At 63.4% G+C, this 18,376-nt stretch carries 14 protein-coding genes; 6 read left to right on the top strand and 8 right to left on the bottom strand.

Annotated features, from left to right (window positions below):
• The first annotated feature begins 5 nt into the window (after positions 1-5).
• Positions 6-1,649 (top strand): chaperonin GroEL, encoded by a 1,644-nt coding sequence (groL, locus tag ACK3BK_RS20325; protein WP_186667332.1) that lies wholly within the window; start codon positions 6-8, stop codon positions 1,647-1,649.
• Between the two features lie 82 nt (positions 1,650-1,731).
• Here the strand turns inward: groL and ACK3BK_RS20320 are convergent, their stop codons facing one another.
• On the bottom strand, positions 1,732-2,457 hold the full coding sequence (locus ACK3BK_RS20320) for a phosphatase PAP2 family protein (protein WP_186710948.1): 726 nt from the start codon (positions 2,455-2,457) through the stop codon (positions 1,732-1,734).
• A gap of 188 nt (positions 2,458-2,645) precedes the next feature.
• On the opposite strand from ACK3BK_RS20320, the gene colR reads away from it, so the two are divergent.
• The 5 genes from colR (at position 2,646) to ACK3BK_RS20295 (ending at position 6,412) form a co-directional block, all read left to right on the top strand.
• Complete coding sequence (colR, locus tag ACK3BK_RS20315) at positions 2,646-3,329, top strand: two-component system response regulator ColR (RefSeq protein WP_054893830.1); 684 nt, start codon at positions 2,646-2,648, stop codon at positions 3,327-3,329.
• Positions 3,319-4,638, top strand: coding sequence for a sensor histidine kinase (locus ACK3BK_RS20310; RefSeq protein ID WP_186710949.1), 1,320 nt, complete (start codon positions 3,319-3,321; stop codon positions 4,636-4,638). The genes colR and ACK3BK_RS20310 overlap by 11 nt, the downstream gene beginning before the upstream one ends.
• A 151-nt stretch (positions 4,639-4,789) precedes the next feature.
• On the top strand, positions 4,790-5,470 hold the full coding sequence (locus tag ACK3BK_RS20305) for a class I SAM-dependent methyltransferase (protein ID WP_112899077.1): 681 nt from the start codon (positions 4,790-4,792) through the stop codon (positions 5,468-5,470).
• Between the two features lie 7 nt (positions 5,471-5,477).
• The gene (locus ACK3BK_RS20300; protein ID WP_186667329.1) at positions 5,478-6,179 is read left to right on the top strand and encodes a lipopolysaccharide kinase InaA family protein; all 702 of its coding nucleotides are present in this window, start codon (positions 5,478-5,480) and stop codon (positions 6,177-6,179) included.
• Positions 6,176-6,412 (top strand): hypothetical protein, encoded by a 237-nt coding sequence (locus ACK3BK_RS20295; protein ID WP_054893826.1) that lies wholly within the window; start codon positions 6,176-6,178, stop codon positions 6,410-6,412. The genes ACK3BK_RS20300 and ACK3BK_RS20295 overlap by 4 nt, the downstream gene beginning before the upstream one ends.
• 47 nt (positions 6,413-6,459) lie before the next feature.
• On the opposite strand, the gene ACK3BK_RS20290 is transcribed toward ACK3BK_RS20295, so the two are convergent.
• The 7 genes from ACK3BK_RS20290 to ACK3BK_RS20260 all read right to left on the bottom strand — a co-directional run bounded on the left by ACK3BK_RS20290 (position 6,460) and on the right by ACK3BK_RS20260 (position 18,288).
• Positions 6,460-9,543 carry a multidrug efflux RND transporter permease subunit gene (locus tag ACK3BK_RS20290; protein ID WP_411383177.1) on the bottom strand — a complete coding sequence of 1,028 codons (3,084 nt, stop codon included), beginning with the start codon at positions 9,541-9,543 and terminating at the stop codon, positions 6,460-6,462.
• Positions 9,544-9,556: 13 nt separating this feature from the next.
• Entirely contained in the window at positions 9,557-10,687 is a 1,131-nt protein-coding gene (locus ACK3BK_RS20285; RefSeq protein WP_411383176.1) for an efflux RND transporter periplasmic adaptor subunit, read from the bottom strand.
• A gap of 207 nt (positions 10,688-10,894) precedes the next feature.
• Positions 10,895-11,992: a DUF1513 domain-containing protein gene (locus ACK3BK_RS20280; protein WP_186667326.1), complete on the bottom strand. Its 1,098-nt coding sequence runs from the start codon at positions 11,990-11,992 to the stop codon at positions 10,895-10,897.
• A gap of 2 nt (positions 11,993-11,994) precedes the next feature.
• Positions 11,995-13,059, bottom strand: a complete 1,065-nt coding sequence (locus tag ACK3BK_RS20275; RefSeq protein WP_411383175.1) for an imelysin family protein — start codon at positions 13,057-13,059, stop codon at positions 11,995-11,997.
• An 18-nt stretch (positions 13,060-13,077) separates the two neighbouring features.
• Entirely contained in the window at positions 13,078-14,505 is a 1,428-nt protein-coding gene (locus ACK3BK_RS20270; protein WP_411383174.1) for a di-heme oxidoredictase family protein, read from the bottom strand.
• A gap of 239 nt (positions 14,506-14,744) precedes the next feature.
• Positions 14,745-16,076, bottom strand: coding sequence for an imelysin family protein (locus ACK3BK_RS20265; RefSeq protein WP_411383173.1), 1,332 nt, complete (start codon positions 16,074-16,076; stop codon positions 14,745-14,747).
• Positions 16,077-16,236: 160 nt separating this feature from the next.
• Complete coding sequence (locus ACK3BK_RS20260; protein ID WP_411383172.1) at positions 16,237-18,288, bottom strand: putative bifunctional diguanylate cyclase/phosphodiesterase; 2,052 nt, start codon at positions 18,286-18,288, stop codon at positions 16,237-16,239.
• Between the last annotated feature and the right edge of the window lie 88 nt (positions 18,289-18,376).

Raw genomic sequence — 18,376 nt, 5'->3', positions numbered from 1 at the left:
CGATCATGGCTGCTAAAGACGTAAAATTCGGCGATTCCGCCCGCAAGAAAATGCTCGTTGGTGTCAACGTTCTGGCTGACGCTGTCAAGGCTACCCTCGGCCCGAAAGGCCGTAACGTTGTCCTGGCCAAGAGCTTCGGCGCTCCAACCATCACCAAAGACGGTGTTTCGGTTGCCAAGGAAATCGAACTGAAGGACGCCTTCGAGAACATGGGCGCCCAGCTGGTCAAGGAAGTTGCTTCCAAGGCCAACGATGCTGCCGGCGACGGCACCACCACCGCTACCGTTCTGGCTCAGGCCATCGTCAACGAAGGCCTGAAGGCCGTCGCTGCCGGCATGAACCCGATGGACCTCAAGCGCGGTATCGACAAGGCCACCGCTGCCGTCGTCGCCGAGCTGAAGAACCTGTCCAAGCCATGCGCCGACTCCAAGGCCATCGCTCAGGTCGGCACCATCTCTGCCAACTCCGACAGCTCCATCGGTGAAATCATCGCCGAAGCCATGGAAAAAGTCGGTAAAGAAGGCGTGATCACCGTTGAAGAAGGCTCGGGCCTGGAAAACGAACTGTCCGTCGTAGAAGGCATGCAGTTCGACCGTGGCTACCTGTCGCCGTACTTCATCAACAAGCCTGACACCATGGTTGCCGAGCTCGAAAGCCCGCTGCTGCTGCTGGTCGACAAGAAGATCTCGAACATCCGCGAACTGCTGCCGGTTCTGGAAGCTGTCGCCAAGTCGGGCCGTCCGCTGCTGATCGTCGCCGAAGACGTCGAAGGCGAAGCCCTGGCTACTCTGGTGGTCAACAACATGCGCGGCATCGTCAAGGTTGCTGCGGTCAAGGCCCCAGGCTTTGGCGACCGCCGCAAGGCCATGCTGCAGGACATCGCCGTCCTGACCGGCGGCCAGGTCATCTCCGAGGAAATCGGCCTGACCCTGGAAACCACCACCCTGGAGCACCTGGGCAACGCCAAGCGCGTCATCCTGTCCAAGGAAAACACCACCATCATCGACGGTGCTGGCGTTGACGCCGACATCGAAGCACGCGTCAAGCAGATCCGTGCCCAGATCGAAGAGACTTCCTCGGACTACGACCGTGAGAAGCTGCAAGAGCGTCTGGCCAAGCTGGCTGGCGGTGTTGCCGTGATCAAGGTCGGTGCTGGCACCGAAGTCGAGATGAAAGAGAAGAAAGCCCGCGTTGAAGACGCCCTGCACGCTACCCGTGCAGCCGTTGAAGAAGGCGTGGTGCCTGGCGGTGGTGTTGCCCTGGTTCGCGCCCTGGCAGCCATTGCCGAGCTCAAAGGCGACAACGAAGACCAGAACGTCGGTATCTCCCTGCTGCGTCGCGCTGTCGAAGCGCCGCTGCGTCAGATCACTGCCAACGCCGGCGACGAGCCAAGCGTTGTGGCCGACAAGGTCAAGCAGGGTTCGGGCAACTACGGCTACAACGCCGCGACCGGCGAGTACGGCGACATGATCGAGATGGGCATCCTGGACCCAGCCAAGGTCACCCGTTCGGCGCTGCAAGCCGCTGCTTCGATCGGTGGTCTGATGATCACCACCGAGGCCATGGTTGCTGACCTGCCGGAAGACAAGCCAGCTGCTGGCGGCATGCCAGACATGGGCGGCATGGGTGGCATGGGCGGCATGATGTAAGCCAGCCCTGGCCCCTAGCTGCATGAAAAAGCCCCGCCTTGTGCGGGGCTTTTTCATGGGCGCTTGTCAGACCTGCGTCGACTCAGGCAATGCCGCGCTCAGCCACGGTCACCCGCGCCATTCCCCTGCGATAGAGCACCAGGTAATAGCAGCCCAATCCGATCAACCAGCAGAACACTGCGGTCCAGACGTTGTGCGAGAGAAAGTGCGCGCCCTGCATCATCCGGCCTATCGACAGCACCACCCCGACACCCGCCGCGAGGGCAAACGCACCTCGCGCCAGGCGAGGCTTGCGGTCGCGCAGCACGAAGAACAATGCGAACAGGCTGAAACCGGTCGCCGCATGGCCGCCGGGCCAGCAGAGCCCTGGTTTGTCGGTCGCTGGTCGTGCTTCGAGCAGTTTGCTGTAGGTTTCCTTGCCGCCAAACTGGGTCAGGCTCCAAGGGCACTGTACTGCAGTCAGTTGCTTTAGCGGCGTGACAAAGCCCGTGGACAGGCCCAGGGCCAGCACCAGGCAACCCAGTTCGCGACGCCAGTTACCCAGCCGTGACCAGAAGAAACTGGCGATGAACGCCACCACCGCCAGCAGCCCGACACCGATCACCGCCTGCTTGACGCGGTCATGCAGGATGGTCTCGAGGAAGTAGCTATGGCGCCCGATGAACTGACCCACCGACGGATCGAACATCAGGTTGGCCACGTCCATGTCCAGCGATGTGGCCTCGAGCAGCAGCAGAACCAGCGCGGTAGCCAGGGGGATGCCAAGGTACAGCCAGGGGTTGATCGGGCGGGGGCGGGCGGTGTGCATGAAGGCTCCACAGGCAAGGGGAAGGCATGAAAGATCGGGCATTTTCGGTCCGTTGCTATGCTGTGTGCGTGAAGGATCAGTGAAAAAAGCGTCAGTTGCGCTGTTTTTCCACCAAGGCTGGCGATGCCTGGCCAATGGCCGTAAGCTGCGCCTGCCGCGCACACCGAAGCGCCGCACAGGAGACCTTGATGCGCATTCTACTGGTTGAAGACAACCGCGATATCCTCGCCAACCTGGCTGATTACCTGGGCATGAAAGGCTATACCGTCGACTGTGCCCAGGACGGCCTGTCGGGTCTGCACCTGGCCGCGACCGAACACTATGACCTGATCGTCCTCGATATCATGCTGCCCGGTATCGATGGCTACACCCTGTGCAAGCGCCTGCGCGAAGACGCCCGCCGCGACACCCCGGTGATCATGCTGACCGCCCGCGACCAGCTTGACGATCGCCTGCAGGGCTTCCGCTCGGGGGCCGACGATTACCTGCTCAAGCCTTTCGCCCTGTCCGAGTTGGCCGCGCGCATCGAGGCGGTACTGCGTCGCGCCCAGGGCGGTGGTCGGCGTACGCTGCAGGTGGCAGACCTGAGCTACGACCTCGACACGCTGGAAGTCACCCGTCAGGGCAAACTGCTCAAACTCAACCCGGTCGGCCTGAAGTTGCTGGCGGTGCTGATGCAGAAGAGCCCGCACGTGCTGCGCCGCGAAGTCCTCGAGGAAGCCCTGTGGGGCGACGACTGCCCCGACAGCGACAGCTTGCGCAGCCATGTCCATCAACTGCGCCAGGTGATCGACAAACCGTTCGAAAAGCCCCTGCTGCATACCGTCCATGGCGTCGGCTATCGCCTCGCCGAGGGTCGCGATGGAGTTTAAGCAGAGCCTTGCCCAACGCATCATCATTGCCTTTGCACTGATGAGCGCACTGGTTGCCGGTGCGTTTGCCTTCGGTATCGTCGCCACTGTTCACCTGGTCGAAGAGCGTCTGATTTCCTCGGTGCTGGGGGGCGATCTGCAGCGCCTGCTGCGCATGGACAGCGTCAGTGACTGGAGCCATCGCCCGCGCCCTGACCAGTTGTTCTACTTCAGCGGTGGTCGCGATGATTTTGAGTTGCCCAAGGACCTGCGGCATCTCGATGCCGGGTTCCACGAAGTGTTCCGTGACCAGCTCTCCTACCACGCCATGGTCGAGGTCGTGGACGGTCGTCACTATGTACTGTTGCAGGACCAGAGCGATTTCGAGGAGCGCGAGCGGGTGCTGTTCGCCGTGGTGGTCGTGGGCTTCCTGCTCAGCCTGGTGCTGGCGGCCTTCCTTGGCTGGTTGCTGGCGCGACGGGTCATGGCGCCAGTGATTCGCCTGGCGCGGCAAGTCCGCCATCGTGACCAGTTGCTCGGGTTGGCGCCGCCGCTGGCGCCGGACTATGCCGCCGACGAAGTGGGGCAGTTGGCGGTGGCTTTCGACGACACCCTGGGCCGCTTGCGCGATGCGCTGACCCGCGAGCGACTGTTCACCAGCGATGTCAGCCATGAACTGCGCACCCCACTGATGGTGCTGGCAACCTCCTGCGAACTGCTGATGGAGAACACCGGCCTGGACAGCCGGTCACGTGCCCAGGTGGAACGGATCGCCCGCGCCACCGAGGAGATGCGCGAGCTGGTCAAGACCTTCCTCATGCTGGCCCGGGCCCAGCGTGACGAAGGCGCGGTGGCCTCGAGGGCCAGCCTGCGCGAGGTGGCTGATGACCTGATCGGCGTCTGGCGCGATACCATCGAGCAGAAGGGCCTGACGCTTTACTACGATGGCCGTGTCAGTGCCAGCCCGACCTTGTACAACGCCACCTTCCTGCAATCGGTGATGGGCAACCTGCTGCGCAACGCAGCGCATTACACCGATACCGGTTATATCCGCCTGAGCCTGGAGGCTCATGGTTTCAGTGTCGAAGACAGTGGCGTGGGCATTCCCGAGGAACAGCGCGAGGCAATGTTCAAACCTTTCGTGCGCGGTGACGAGCGGCGTGGCGAAGGGCTCGGCCTGGGGCTTTCACTGGTGCAGCGGATCTGTGACGACCAAGGCTGGCGCGTGACCCTGACCGCCACCTCGCCCCACGGCTGCCGCTTCCAGGTGGACCTGAGCCAGGGCACCGCGCTGTCGCATGAGCAGGAAACCGATGCCACGTTGCAGTAGAAATCGGGGCAGTACTACGGCCCCGATACAGAATGTTGTGTAATGCTTCGTAAGAATTAACCCTTTCGTGTGACAGTTTTTTCACATGGCGATGACCTGATGCCAACGCTTGCCCACCTAATGTGGTCGGCATTGAGTCAGGAGATGTCCCATGCGTAGCCCTATCAAACTCGAGTTTTCCGAAAAGTACGATCAGCAGCACGCCCGTGAGTACTTCATCAAGCATCAGGATGGCCTGGCCCGTCGCCTTTCCCACACCCGTGACGAGCAGCTTGCTCGCCGCGCCCTGACGCTCGCCGGTGAGCCGGGCCTGGTACTCGACCTGCCATGCGGCGCCGGCCGTTTCTGGCCTTTGCTGGCAGAAAAACCCAACCGCGTGATCATTGGCGCCGACAATTCCGCCGCGATGATCGAGACAGCTTGTGCGTCGCAACCGCCAGCCGTGGTCGAGCGGGTACGCCCCTTGCAGACCTCAGCCTTTGCCATCGACCTGCCGGACAACTCGGTAGACAGCATTTTCTGCATGCGATTGTTCCACCACATCGGTGATCCGGCCCATCGCAAGACAATTCTTTCTGAATTTCAAAGAGTTAGCCGCGATAGTGTGATCCTGTCGTTGTGGGTGGATGGCAATTTCAAGGCATGGCGTCGCAAGAAGCTCGAACAACGACGCAGCGCCAAGGCGGAGCAGGACAGTTACCAGAATCGCTTTGTGTTACCTGCTGCTACGGTTGAAGAAGAATTTGTGACAGCAGGCTTCAGGATTCAGGAACGTCTCGACTTCCTGCCGTTCTATGCCATGTGGCGAGTCTATGTATTGCGAAAGGGGTGAGGGATCCATGGCAACAACTCAGGGGCAGGTGTCGCAATTCGACTTCTACTGGCAACAGCAGGGGGAATGGGTCGAGGAGCCCAATCAGCGACGTGGCGGCGAAAGTGGCGTGCAACGCCTGGATGATGGCAACGGCCACCTGCTCTATGCCAAGCGCCAGGTCGGGCACATCTACCGCAGCCTGCTGCATCCTTTTGGTCGGCCCACGGTGTTGCGAGAGCTGGACGCCCTGAACAGTTTCGAGCAGTTGGGGGTTCGGGTGCCGCGCATCGTCTTTGCTGGTGCCGAGCGCGACGCCGAGCACCAATGGCGGGCACTGCTGGTCAGTGAAGCGCTGGATGGATTCGTCGATCTCGACACCTGGCACGCCCAGGGCGCCCGTGAGCATTACCCGCAGGTGCTGCATGAGCGCATGCTCAAGGACCTGGCTGACAATCTGGCGCGGATGCATCTGGGCCACTGGCAGCACGGCTGCCTGTACGGCAAGCATGTGTTCGTCAAGGTGAGCGGCGAAGGCGAGCAGGCGCGGGCCGAAGTGGCTCTGCTTGACCTGGAGAAGTGCCGCCGCCGCATCAGTTGCCAGCGCGCGGCCTACAACGACCTGCGCCAGCTGCGCCGCCATTCGTCGTTCAATGAAGCGGAGTGGCAAACCTTGCTCTACTTTTATGAGAGGGCGTTTGGCAGCGCTGTCAAAGGGTTAGGTCGATGAAACTAGAAATAGCTCGAGCTTTGTTCCTGGTGGCCGCGCTTGGCGTGACCAGCGTGGCCGTGGCGGCCTGGGAGGTGCCACGGCCGACCGTGTTCAGCAAGAGCGACGCGGCGGGTCAGTGTGCCACACCGAGGGTGACAAAGCCGGAGCAGGCGCAGGCCCAGGCTCAGCCGGATCATGACCTGCTGTTGTTCCTGTTTGGGATGCGCCAGGGGCTGCGGCCGTTTGGTTGAGCCATCTAACACAAGGCCCCGCAGAAGCGGGGCCTTGTTGTTTCTGGCTAATGGGTTTGTCGTCTTTCCGGGCGTGGGGTTGTGCCGTCCATCCCTTGGCGCTCGTCCGCCACCGTCCGATGCGCCAGCAAGGTGTACACGCAGGGCAGTACGAACAAGGTAAACAGCGTGCCGATCGACATGCCGGTGGCAATCACGATACCGATGTCGAACCGGCTCACTGCGCCGGCACCCGTTGCCAGGATCAGTGGCACCATGCCGAATACCATTGCAGCGGTGGTCATCAGCACCGGCCGTAGACGGATCGCCGCGGCTTCCTCGATCGCCTCGCGCACCCCCAGGCCCTTTTCCTCGCGCAGCTGGTTGGCGAACTCGACGATCAGGATGCCGTGCTTGCTGATCAGCCCGATCAATGTCACCAGCCCGACCTGGGTGTAGATGTTCATGCTCGAGACGCCGAGAAACAGCGGCAGCAGTGCGCCACAGATCGACAGCGGCACGGTCACCAGAATCACCAGTGGATCGCGGAAGCTTTCGAACTGTGCGGCCAGCACCAGGAAGATGATCGCCAGGGCCAGACCGAAGGTCACCCACAGGGCACTGCCTTCCTGGACGAACTGCCGCGCGGCGCCGGCATAGTCGAAGGCAAAGCCCTCCGGCGCCTCCTCGCGGGCGATGTTGCGGATGGTATCCAGCGCCTCGCCCATGCTGACCATAGGTACGCCCTGGATGATCGCCGAGTTCAACTGCTGGAACTGGTTGAGCTGGCGTGGTCGGGCACGTTCGCTGAGGGTGATCAGGGTCGACAGGGGCAATAACTGGCCCTGATCGTTCTTCACGTAATAGTTGTTCAGCCAGCCGGCGTTGTCGCGGTAGGCCCGTTCGACCTGGGCGATCACCTTGTAGCTGCGCCCTTCGAGGGTGAAACGGTTGATCTCCGCCTCGCCCAGCAGGGTGGCCAGCGTTCCACCGAGGGTGTCCATCGACACCCCCATCTGCGCCGCCTTGGCCCGGTCGATATCGACCACCACTTCGGGCTTGTCGAAGGCCAGGTCGATGTCGAGGAAGGCGAACTTGCCCGAGGCCTGGGCGCGCTCCTTGATGCGCTGGGCCACCTCCAGCAGGGCAGGGTAGTCGCCTGCGGTGTTGAGCACGAACTGGAACGGCAGGCCTTCGCCAGTACCCGGCAACGATGGCAGGTTGAAGCCGAAGATCTGCAGCCCGCCTATGTCCTCGAGCTTGGCCTGCACCAGCGGCAGCAGTTGCATCTGCGTACGTTCGCGCTCGTTCCAGGGCTTGAGCAGAAAACCGCCAATGCCGCTTTGTACCCCATTGAAACCGTTGATCTGGAACGAGGAGTAATACTCGGGGAAGGTCTTGAACAGTGGTGTGAAACGGTCGGTATAGGCGTTGAGGTAATCCAGGTTGGCCGGCTGCGGCGAGCTGCTCATCATGAAGATCACCCCCTGGTCTTCATTGGGCGCCAGCTCGTTCTGGGTGAACTTGAGCAGTACCGGGATCAGGCACAGGATGATCACGGCGAAGACGATGACCACCGGGCGGCTGTCGAGGGTGCCGTGCAGCAGGCGCTGGTAACGCACTTTCAGGCGCTCGAAGATCTGGTCCAGGCGATGGGCCAGGCCTTTCTCGCTCTGCTCGGGGCGCAGCAGCAGGGCGCACATCATCGGTGACAGGGTCAGGGCCACGATTCCGGAGATCACCACCGCACCCGCCAGGGTCAGGGCGAACTCCTTGAACAGCGCGCCGGTCAGCCCGGTGAGGAAGCCGATCGGTGCGTACACCGCCGCTAGGGTGATGGTCATCGACACCACCGGCATGGCGATTTCCCGCGCGCCTTCGAGGGCGGCGTCGAACGGCGTCTTGCCCTCCTCGATATGGCGGTGGATGTTCTCCACCACGACGATCGCGTCGTCCACCACCAGGCCGATGGCCAGCACCATGGCCAGCAAGGTCAGCAGGTTCAGCGAATACCCCATCATCTGCATGAAGAACAGCACGCCGATCATCGACAGCGGGATGGTGATCACCGGGATCAGCACCGAGCGCAGCGCACCGAGGAACAGGAACACCACGACGATGACGATCAGCACCGCTTCGCCGAGGGTCTTGATCACTTCATCGATGGAGGCCTGAATGAACAGCGTGGCGTCGTAGGCGATGGAGACTTTCAGTGCCGAGGGCAACTGGCTTTGCAGGTCCGGCATGATTCGCCGCACCTCCTTGATCACCTCCAGCGGGTTGGCCGAAGGCGTGGCCTTGATGCCGATATAGACAGACGGGATGCCGTCGAAGGAACTGACCGTGTCGTAGTTCTCCGCGCCCATCTCGATGCGCGCCACATCGCCGAGCAGCACACGACTGTCGCCGACGGTCTTGACCGGCAGGGCGGCGAAGGCTTCGGCGGACTTCAGTTCGGTGGTGGCATTGACGCTGGTGACCACGTATTCGCCTTTCACCTCGCCGGCGGCAGCCAGGAAGTTGTAGCGGCGCACCGCGCTGGTGACATCGGTGGCCGAAAGGCCGAACCCGGCCAGCTTCACCGGGTCGACCCAGATGCGCATGGCGAACACCTGGTTGCCGAGGATTTCGGCTTCGGCCATGCCTGGCAGGGTCGCAAGCTTGGGCTGGATGACCCGTGACAGGTAGTCGGTGATCTGCGGGTTGCTCATCTCGCTGCTGTAGAAGCTGATGTACATCAGCGCCGAGGCATCGGCGGCTTCCTTGCTCAGGACCGGGTCTTCGGAGTCCTGCGGCAGCTTGTTGCGCACCTCGTTGGCCTTGGCCAGCAGTTGGGTGAACAGGCGATCCGTGTCGGCACCGATGCGAGCGTAGACCGAGATCACCGAAAAGTTCTGACGGCTCACCGAGGTCATGTAGTCGATGCCGTCGGCGCTGGCCAGGCTCTGCTGCAGCGGTTGCGTGATGTAGCCCTGAATGGTCTCGGCGTTGGCACCGGGGTAGGCGGTGGTTACCGTGATCAGGGCGTTTTCCATCTGCGGGTACTGGCGGATCTGTAGCTTGCTCCAGGCCTGGAAGCCGAGCAGCAGGATCAGCAGGCTGACCACGCTAGCGAGCACGGGGCGGCGGATGAACGGGTCGGTGAATGCCATGCCAGCCTCCGCGTCAGTGGGTGGCAGCCGCGCCTTGGGCGTCGGCGGGCGACAGGGGCGGGTCCTGGCTGATGCGTATCGCAGCGCCGGGGCTGAGTTTGAGCTGTCCGGCAGTGACCACCTGCTCGCCGGCCTGCAGCCCCTTGCGCACCACCACCACGCCATCGCGGCGCTCGCCGGTCTGTACGGTGCGCTGTTCGGCAACCAGTTGTGTCTGGCCATCGTCGGCCTTCTTCTCGCCGACCACATACACCGAGTTGCCGTAGAGGGTGTAGGTGACCGCGCTCTCCGGCACCACCACCTGCAATTGCGGGTCGGGCAGCAGCACCAGCAGGCTGGCGAACATGCCCGGTAGCAGCTTGCCGTCCGGGTTGGCCAGAGTGGCGCGCAGCAGCAGGTTGCGCGTACTTTCCTCGACCTTGGGATTGATCGCGCTGAGGCGGGCGGGGAAGGTCTGGCCGGGGAAGGCCGCCACCTGCACCAGCACCTGCTGGTCGAGGGACAACTGTGGCAGTGCCTGTTCGGGCACGTTGAAGTCGACGTAGAGGCTGGAAAGGTCCTGCAGCGTGGCAATCACCGTGCCGCTGGCCAGATAGTCGCCGACATCCACCTGGCGAATGCCGATGGTGCCGCTGAACGGCGCCTTCATGCTTTTTTTGGCCAGCGAGGCCTTGAGCTGTTCGACCACGGCCTGGTTGCGCCGGTACTGGGCGGTGAGGCGGTCGAACTCACCGCGGGAGATGGCCGAGTCGCCTACGAGTTGGCTGCCGCGGCCGAAATCGACCTTGGCCAGGCCCAGGTCGGCCTGGGCGGTGCCCAGCAGCGCGGCCTCCTGTTCGCTGTCCAGTTCGAGCAGCAGTTGCCCGACCTTGACCTGTTGCCCGGAATCGAAATGCAGGCGCTTGACCGTTCCGGCCACTTCCAGGCTGAGCTCGACGCCCTGCAGCGCCTTGAGGCTGCCGACCGCGGGCAGGCGCTCCTGCCACTGGCGTTGTTCGGCCTTGGCGGCGGCGACGCTGATCGCGGGTTTGGGAGCGGAAAAGACCTGGATCTGGCGGTAGATCGAAAAGGCCTTGATGCCCCCCAGGGCGAGCACGATCAGCAGCACCACGGCCAACATGATCAGCATGCGGCGGCGTAGCATGGTCCGGTTCCTTGGATGTGATTGTTATGGGTATGGCACGAACACGGGCGATCCTGCCCACGTGCGGATGAAGGCAAGTATTGACTGTTTTTCGGGAAGTGGGAGATCTATCGACTGGGCAAGGCGAGCCTGCTCCCACCACCCGTGGATGCCGGGCCTGTGGGAGCGGGCTCGTCCCGCGATAGGGCCGGTGTGGCCAGTGCTGAATCAGACCAGATGCAGGTGATTGTCCCAAAGCCCGGATGGCAGATTCATGGGCTGCCCGACCAGCTCTGCCTTGCGGCAGTCGTAATAGCGGCAGCGCCCCTGCCCGGAGGTGACGACGAAGCCGTCCTTGACCGCGCCGACGCCGGCGCAGTCGGGCATCGGTGCATCGAGCTTCACCGCGCCGCTGTCCAGGTCCCAGATGAACAGGCGGTTGGCCCGCGGTGCGGTCAGTGCCACCAGGCGCAGGTCACTGTGCACGGCGACGCTGGCGGTGTACTGGGCCATGGACTGCAACTGATGCTCCGGCACCGGGAACGGCTTGAATGCCTCGCCCGGGCGTTTGATCGCCAGCAGTTCGGCGGTTTCTTCAGAACCTCCCATGAACTGCTGACAGGCAAGGACGGTGCCGTCGTTGCCCACCGCGAGATGGCGCACGCTGTTCATCTGCTGGGCCAGCGTCTCCTTGCTAAGCAGCGTGCCATCACGCTGCATCAGCACCAGGCTCGGCTCCATGGCGTCGAGGTTCATCTCTACCCGGCTTTCGGCCTCGGTGCGGATGCCACCGTTGGCCACCACCAGGGTTTCGCCGTCGGGCATCCAGGCCACCTCATGGGGGCCGACGCCATGGGTGGAGATCTCTCCGCTGTGTACCAGGCGCTGACCCTCGAAGCGGTAGACGCCGAGCACCCCGCGCCCGGGGTCGGTGGTGTCGTTTTCGGTGGCGTATAGCCATTCGCCATCCTTGTGGATGACCGCATGGCCGTAGAAGTGCCGGTTCGGTTGCGAGGTGAGCGTCTGCAGCAGACGCCCGTCGCGCAGGTCGATCAGGTAGCTTTCGGTACCCGGGCGACGGGCGACGAACAGGGCGATCGGCTGCTCGGGGTGATGGATGATCGCATGGCAACGCTGGGCCACCTGGGTGGCGAACACCTGGGTACCGTCGAGGCGGTAGCCTACGGCATGGTGGCCGCCATCGGCATCGTCACGCGCCGACAGCAGCAGGGGCTCGCTGCCCTTGTTGCGCAGCAGGGTCCAGCCGCCGAGCGTCAGGGCGCTGAGCAGCACGCTACCGAGTTTGAGGGCCTGGCGTCGCAGCATGATCAGTCACCGTCGTTGGCATTGAAGCCCAGCTGGATGTTCAACGCCTTGGCCAGCTCACCTTCGTGCAGGCGATGGACGACGTTGAGGCTGTCGTAGATCTGGTTGAGGGTCTGTTTGCCGGCATCGTCGGCGAGCAGTTCGCCCAGGGTCTTCTGGTTGTCGGCCAGCAGTTTGACAGCGGTGGCGTAGGCATCGTCGATCTTTTGCGCCAGCGCGCTCTGATCCTTGCCCAGCAAACCGCGCAGGCCTTTGTTGTCGACGCCGGTCCAGACGGCTTCGGCAGCCTTGAGCGAAGCCTCCAGGCTCTTGAGCGAGGAGTGGCTGCGCCAGGCTTCGGCCTGCAGGGGCTGAGGGATGCCCTTGCTCTGACGGCCCATGGGGGCGCCGAGTTTCTTCTTCAGCGTGTCCAGGGCGGTAACCTGCGCGCGCAGCAGGTCGGCGATCGCTTCATGCGAATCGGCGTAGCGCTGGTTGGGGAACTTGGTCATCTGCGACAGCATGCCATCGGTGCTGTTCCAGCTCTTGAGAATGTCTTCGGCCAGGGCTTTCTGGTGTTCGGCGATGGCCACCAGCAGCGGGCAGTAGCGGGCTTTCTGCTCGGCGGTGGCGATGTCCGGCTTGCTGTCGAAGAGGATGTACTCGTAGGCCGACAGGCCACGGACCACGACGCTGGCCTTGCCGAGAGCATCGGCATCGACCGGCTTGTCGCCGCTGACCAGTTGCTCGACCTGGCGACCGACCAGGTTCTTCTTGTCGGGCCAGAACTGCACCTGCCAGGCGCGGTTGCCTTCGGCCAATGGGCCGACCAGCAGCGGCTGCAGTTCGGCCCAGGCCTTCTGCGCGTTGAGGAAGTCGGCGCGGGCGGTGTCCAGGCTCTGCTTGCCTTCGCAATAGGCCAGGGCGCTGGCGGCCAGTTGGCGGTCGGCCTCGACCCAGCGGCTGTAGGTCGGCAGGATCACCTGCTGGGCGATGGCGGCGGAGGTCACCGCCTGCTGGTCCTGCGGCGAGCAGGCGCCCAGGGCGATGGCGGCGAGGCTGGTGAACAACAGTTTGGGTCGGAACATGCCCGGCTCCTTGCGCGTTTAAAGTGAGTTCAGGAAAGCCAGCAGCGCGGCGCGTTGCTCGGCATTGAAGGTCAGTACGTGACGGCGTGCAGCCTCGGCTTCGCCACCGTGCCAGAGCACGGCCTCGAGCAGGTTGCGGGCGCGACCGTCATGGAGGAACTGGGTGTGGCCGCTGACGGTTTCGGTCAGGCCGATACCCCACAGCGGCGTGGTGCGCCAATCCTGGCCACCGGCGGCGAACTCGCTGCGGTTGTCGGCCAGGCCCGGACCCATGTCGTGCAGCAGCAGGTCGCTGTAGGGGCGGATCACCTGGTTGGCCAGTTCTGGCTCGACGTTGTCGTTACCGGTGGTGAACTGTGGTGTGTGGCAGCCCTGGCAGCCCGCCTGGAAGAACAGGTTCTTGCCGGCCAGCACCTGCGGCGAATTCACCTCGCGGCGTGCAGGCACCGCCAGGTTGCGGGTGTAGAACGTCACCAGGCGCAGGATGTTGTCGCTGACTTCCTTTTCGCCGTTGTCACCGTCACCGTTGGGTGCGGCGCGGCATTCGACCTGCGCCGGCGTGCAATCGTCCTCGGGCTTGAGCGTGCTGGTCAGGCCCATGTCGCCAGCGAAGGCGTGGACGTTCTGCTGGTTGACGTTGGGCTGCCCGGCTTTCCAGCCGAAGCGGCCGACCACGGTCTTGCCCTGGGCATCGTCCCAGACCCGGTTGGCGCGGCCGCGGATGCCGTCGTTGTTGCGATCATCCGGGTCTTCGTTGGCCAAAAGCGCAGCCTCCGGGATGGCCTCGAGCAGTCCGAGGCCGATCATGGGCGGGGCGACGCGGGCGGAGATACGTGTGTCCGGATGCATCGGGCCGTAGCCGAGCTGGGTGATCTCCACGGTCGGGCGGCGCAGTTCGACCTGGTGGCCATCGTTGAACCTGACCGTTTCGTGCTCATAGCTGACCCGCACCTTGCCTTCGGGCGGCACGCCTGGGATCGACATGTCTTGCAGTTGCGTGCCGTAGACCGGCTCGGGAACCACGCCGAGGCGCTCGATTTCCTTGACGAACTGCGGCTGGTCGGGGATCGACAGGCGCACCAGCATGGAGACGGCATTGCGGGCGTCGGCCTCAGGCGGATGACCACGGCCGTCGCGGATGTGGCAGTTCTGGCAGGCGTTGGTGTTGAACAGCGGGCCCAGGCCATCGCGGGCAGTGGTGGTCGAAGGCGCAATCACCCAGGGGCTGCGGAAGAAGCTGTTGCCGACGCTGAAGTCCAGGCGTCGCTCGGGCGTGAGGTTGGCCGAGGGCATCGAGAAGGCGTTGCGGTCGCTGCGCAGGATCGTCGCCTTGCCGCCGGACAGCGCTTCGCCGGGCTCGGCCTGGGTGAAACGCGGAGCGTCGTCACAGGCGGCCAGGACGGTGACCAGCAGCAGAAGTGGGAGTCGGGACAGCGACGAGGACATCGAGAATCCTGGGCGTGAGCGAAAAACCGGCGTGCAAGCTTAGCAAAATGGGGATGTTTGAATAAGAGCAATTTGCAATTGCCTGCTGAATCCGCTGGCGACCCCTTCGCGGGCAAGCCCGCTCCCACAGGTACCAGTGGGAATGGGCTTGCCCGCGAAGGGGCGGGTTTGGTCAGCGCAAAGCCCGGACATGAAAAAGGCGACCCGAAGGCCGCCCCTTTCAACCCTTCACCCTGGCATCAGAACTCGTGGTCTGCGGTGTCCGGGTTCAGGTTGTCGATGCCCAGCTTGCCGGCGGCCTGCTCGATGGCACCGGTCTGCTTGACCAGTGCGGCGATGGCGTCGCGCACCACCTGGTTGCCTGCAGCGTTGTCGGCAGCGATCAGCTGGTCGTAGTGCTCGCCCTTGAGGGCGTGGTCGACGATCACCTGGATCTTCGCTTCGGTGTCCTGCAGGTCGGCCTTCAGGGTGGCGTCGGTGGCCGGGTCGACCTTGGCTACCAGCGACGACAGGCTCGGGCCGCTGACCTTGGAGCCGTCCGGACGGGTGTACTCGCCCAGGTAGACGTTGCGGATGCCCTTGGCGTCGTAGAAGTGCGACCAGTGGGTGTTGTCGCTGAAGCAGTCGTGCTCGTCTTCAGGCGAGTTGGCTTCCAGCGAGACCTTCATGCGCTCGCCCGCCAGTTCGCCCAGCGACAGGCTGCCCATACCGAACAGCATCTTGCGCAGGCCATCCTTGACCGGCTCGGCTTCCAGCGAAGCGCGGTAGTTGTCGGCGACGTTCGGTGCCCAGTTGCCGACCATCTCTTCGAGGTCGCTCACCAGCAGGTCGGTGACGGCCTTGAGGTAGGCGCGGCGACGGTCGTTGTGACCACCGGTGGCACCCTGGCCTTCGAGGTAGTCCGAAGCCGGACGGTTGCCTGCGCCTGGGCCCGTGCCGTTGAGGTCCTGGCCCCAGAGCAGGAATTCGATGGCGTGGTAGCCGGTGGCGACGTTGGCTTCGGAACCGCCCAGCTCGTTCAGGCTGGCCAGTTTTTCGGGAGTGATTTCCTTGACGTCGACCTTGTCTTCGCCGACCTGGATCTCAGGGTTGGCGATGATGTTGGCGTTGGCAGCCGGGTTGCCCAAGGCGTGCTCGTAGCTTTTGTCGACGTAGTCGATCAGGCCTTCGTCCAGGGGCCAGGCGTTCACCTGACCTTCCCAGTCGTCGATGATGGTGTTGCCGAAGCGGAAGGCTTCGCTCTGCAGGTAAGGAACGCGGGAAGCGACCCAGGCGTCCTTGGCGGCCTTCAGGGTTTCATCGTTGGGCTTGGCCAGGAAGGCGTCGATGGCGGTCTTCAGTTGCTTGGCGGTGCTCAGCGAGTCGCTGTACACGGCATGGACCATTTCGGCGTAGTGCTTGACCACGGCCTGGGCAGCAGCTTCATCGACAGCCCCCGGTGCGGCGGCGGTGCTGGCGGCAGGTGCCTGGGCTTGCGGAGCGGCGGCCTTGTCGTCCTTGCCTTCGCCGCAGCCGGCGAGAGCGATGGCGATGGCCAGCAGACTGGCGGAGGCCAGAGGCATTCGAATCATTGTTGGTTTCCCTGCGTCGTTTGGTTGGACCATGTGTTGGAAGCGCTGCGCCGTGGCACGCGAAACCGCAACATAATGCGAAAGATTTGCATTTGATGTAAAGGGTTGGCCGTGCTTTTCGTGCAAATGTCGTTTCCAGGGTCGTCAATGACGACCACGCTCAGAGTGCCGAGACCTGGTTGCGTTGGGCGTGCTTGAGGAAGGCGGTCAGCTCGCGCGAGGGCAGCGGCTTGCTGTAGTGGTAGCCCTGACCCTCATGACAGCCCTGGGCGATGATGTAGGTTTCCTGCTCGGCGGTTTCCACGCCTTCGGCGATGACCTGCATGCCCAGGCTTTTGCCCAGCTGGATGATGGCACGGACGATGGTGGCATCGTCATCGTCGTCCAGCAGGTCCTGAACGAAGCTCTTGTCGATCTTGATCTTGTCCAGCGGCAGCGACTTCAGGTAACTGAGCGAGGAGTAGCCGGTGCCGAAGTCATCGATGGCGATCAGCGCCCCTGAGCGGCGCAGGCTCAGCAGGTGTTGCGCGGCGGTGCTGATGTCTTCCATCAGGCCAGTCTCGGTGACTTCCAGCTCCAGGCTGCGCGGTGGCAGACGGTAGGCCTGCAGCAGGTTGTTGACCACTCGCGGCAGCTCGTTGTGGTGCAGTTGCACGGTCGACAGGTTGACCGCCATGCGCAGCTCGCTGAAACCCAGGTCGTGCCACTCGCGCAGTTGGCGGCAGGCCTGGTCGAGCACCCATTCGCCGATGGCGATGATGTTGCCGTTCTGTTCGGCCAGCGGAATGAACTGGTCCGGCGGGACCATGCCCAGCTCAGGATGCTGCCAGCGCAGCAGCGCCTCGACGCCGACCACGCGGTGGTCGCGGTAGCTGATCTGGGGTTGATACACCAGGTAGAGCTGGTTGCGCGGCAACGCCTCGCGCAGGTCTTTTTCCAGCTCGCGGCGCCGACGCATCTCGCTGTCGACGCTGGCAATATAGAACTGATAGCGGTTGCGCGAGCGGGCCTTGGCCAGGGTCATGGTCTGTTCGGCCTTTTGCAGCAGCTTCTCGGTGCTGTCGCCGTCTTCGGGGAACAGGGTGATGCCGATGGTGGCACGCAGGCGGATTTCCTGGTGGTCGAGGGCGAAGGGCACCTCCAGGTCGTCGAGAATGCTCTGTGCCAGCTCGGCGGCCTCGTAGGGCTGTTCGATGTTGGCCTGGACCAGGGCGAACTGGTCGCCACCCAGGCGAGCGAGGGCGCCGAGGCGGCCGCTGTGGGCGCGCAGGCGGTCGGCCAGGGCCAGCAGCAACTGGTCGCCGACCTGGTAGCTGAACTGTTCGTTGATGCCCTTGAAGTCGTCCAGGCCCACGCACAGTACGGCCACACGGTGCTGCAGACGCCCGCCATCGACGAGAATCTTGTCCAGTTGCTGTTGCAACTGCTGGCGGTTGGGCAGGCCGGTAAGGAAGTCGTACTGGGCCATGCGCTGCAGGCTGTTTTCCGCCTCGTGGCGCAAATGGGTGTTGCGTTCGATGGAGGCCAGCAACTGGTTGGCGGTGTCGACCCACAAGCCGAGCTCGTTGCGTTCGTGGCCCTTGAGTTGGGGAATCTGGTGCTGGCTGGGGCGATCAGGGTTGATCTGGGTGAGGTGCTCGATGATTTTCGACAGCGGTTTGGTCAGTAGCCAGTGGTACACGAGGTAAAGCACCAGGCCCATGGCCAGGGCGCGCAGCACGCCGGAAATGAAGATGATGACCGCGTTGACCAGAAAGCCCTCGCCATAGCTGGCGGTATCGAGGGTGATGCTCAGGTCGCCGTAGTATTCGCTGTAGGGGCCGCGGCCGACCAGTTGGGTGGTGTAGGTGCGCTCCTGGCCGAGGATCAGGTCGGTCAACCAGCGCAGGGGCATGTCCTGCAGGGGGCGGGACTTCTGCGCGAGCATGGTTTCATTGGGGTGGCCGATGGAGGCCATGCGGACCGATTCGTCCTGGAACAGGCCCTCCATGACCTGCATGCCCATCTCTCGGTCGAGGCTGTAGACCGCTTGGGTGGAGGGGTCGCGGAACATGTCGAGGATGCGCTGGGCATCGTTGTTGACGGCCTGGCGGGTCTTGTAGGTGTCATAGACGATCTGCGCACAACTGAGAACGACGCCCACCGCGAGCGCCGACAGCAGCACGACCCTGAGCAACTTGACCGACAAGCTGTTCCGAAATTCCAGCTTCAATGGGGTTTCCTTAATCCATGCGCATGCCATTATTTTGCCATCAACCTTGGCAATACACTATCGACCGATTGCCGCGGCAGGCGAGGGG

The organism is Pseudomonas sp. L7 (assembly GCF_046605565.1).
In the GTDB taxonomy this organism is placed as follows: domain Bacteria; phylum Pseudomonadota; class Gammaproteobacteria; order Pseudomonadales; family Pseudomonadaceae; genus Aquipseudomonas; species Aquipseudomonas wayambapalatensis.
The sequence above is the reverse complement of the archived record's forward strand: the minus strand, read 5'-3'. Positions and strand labels throughout refer to the sequence as shown.

Excerpts from the sequence above, each read along its gene's own strand:
- groL (WP_186667332.1), top strand. The coding sequence starts at position 6 with ATGGCTGCTAAAGACGTAAAATTCGGCGATTCCGCCCGCAAGAAAATG.
- ACK3BK_RS20320 (WP_186710948.1), bottom strand. The coding sequence starts at position 2,457 with ATGCACACCGCCCGCCCCCGCCCGATCAACCCCTGGCTGTACCTTGGC.
- colR (WP_054893830.1), top strand. The coding sequence starts at position 2,646 with ATGCGCATTCTACTGGTTGAAGACAACCGCGATATCCTCGCCAACCTG.
- ACK3BK_RS20310 (WP_186710949.1), top strand. The coding sequence starts at position 3,319 with ATGGAGTTTAAGCAGAGCCTTGCCCAACGCATCATCATTGCCTTTGCA.
- ACK3BK_RS20305 (WP_112899077.1), top strand. The coding sequence starts at position 4,790 with ATGCGTAGCCCTATCAAACTCGAGTTTTCCGAAAAGTACGATCAGCAG.
- ACK3BK_RS20300 (WP_186667329.1), top strand. The coding sequence starts at position 5,478 with ATGGCAACAACTCAGGGGCAGGTGTCGCAATTCGACTTCTACTGGCAA.
- ACK3BK_RS20295 (WP_054893826.1), top strand. The coding sequence starts at position 6,176 with ATGAAACTAGAAATAGCTCGAGCTTTGTTCCTGGTGGCCGCGCTTGGC.
- ACK3BK_RS20290 (WP_411383177.1), bottom strand. The coding sequence starts at position 9,543 with ATGGCATTCACCGACCCGTTCATCCGCCGCCCCGTGCTCGCTAGCGTG.
- ACK3BK_RS20285 (WP_411383176.1), bottom strand. The coding sequence starts at position 10,687 with ATGCTACGCCGCCGCATGCTGATCATGTTGGCCGTGGTGCTGCTGATC.
- ACK3BK_RS20280 (WP_186667326.1), bottom strand. The coding sequence starts at position 11,992 with ATGCTGCGACGCCAGGCCCTCAAACTCGGTAGCGTGCTGCTCAGCGCC.
- ACK3BK_RS20275 (WP_411383175.1), bottom strand. The coding sequence starts at position 13,059 with ATGTTCCGACCCAAACTGTTGTTCACCAGCCTCGCCGCCATCGCCCTG.
- ACK3BK_RS20270 (WP_411383174.1), bottom strand. The coding sequence starts at position 14,505 with ATGTCCTCGTCGCTGTCCCGACTCCCACTTCTGCTGCTGGTCACCGTC.
- ACK3BK_RS20265 (WP_411383173.1), bottom strand. The coding sequence starts at position 16,076 with ATGATTCGAATGCCTCTGGCCTCCGCCAGTCTGCTGGCCATCGCCATC.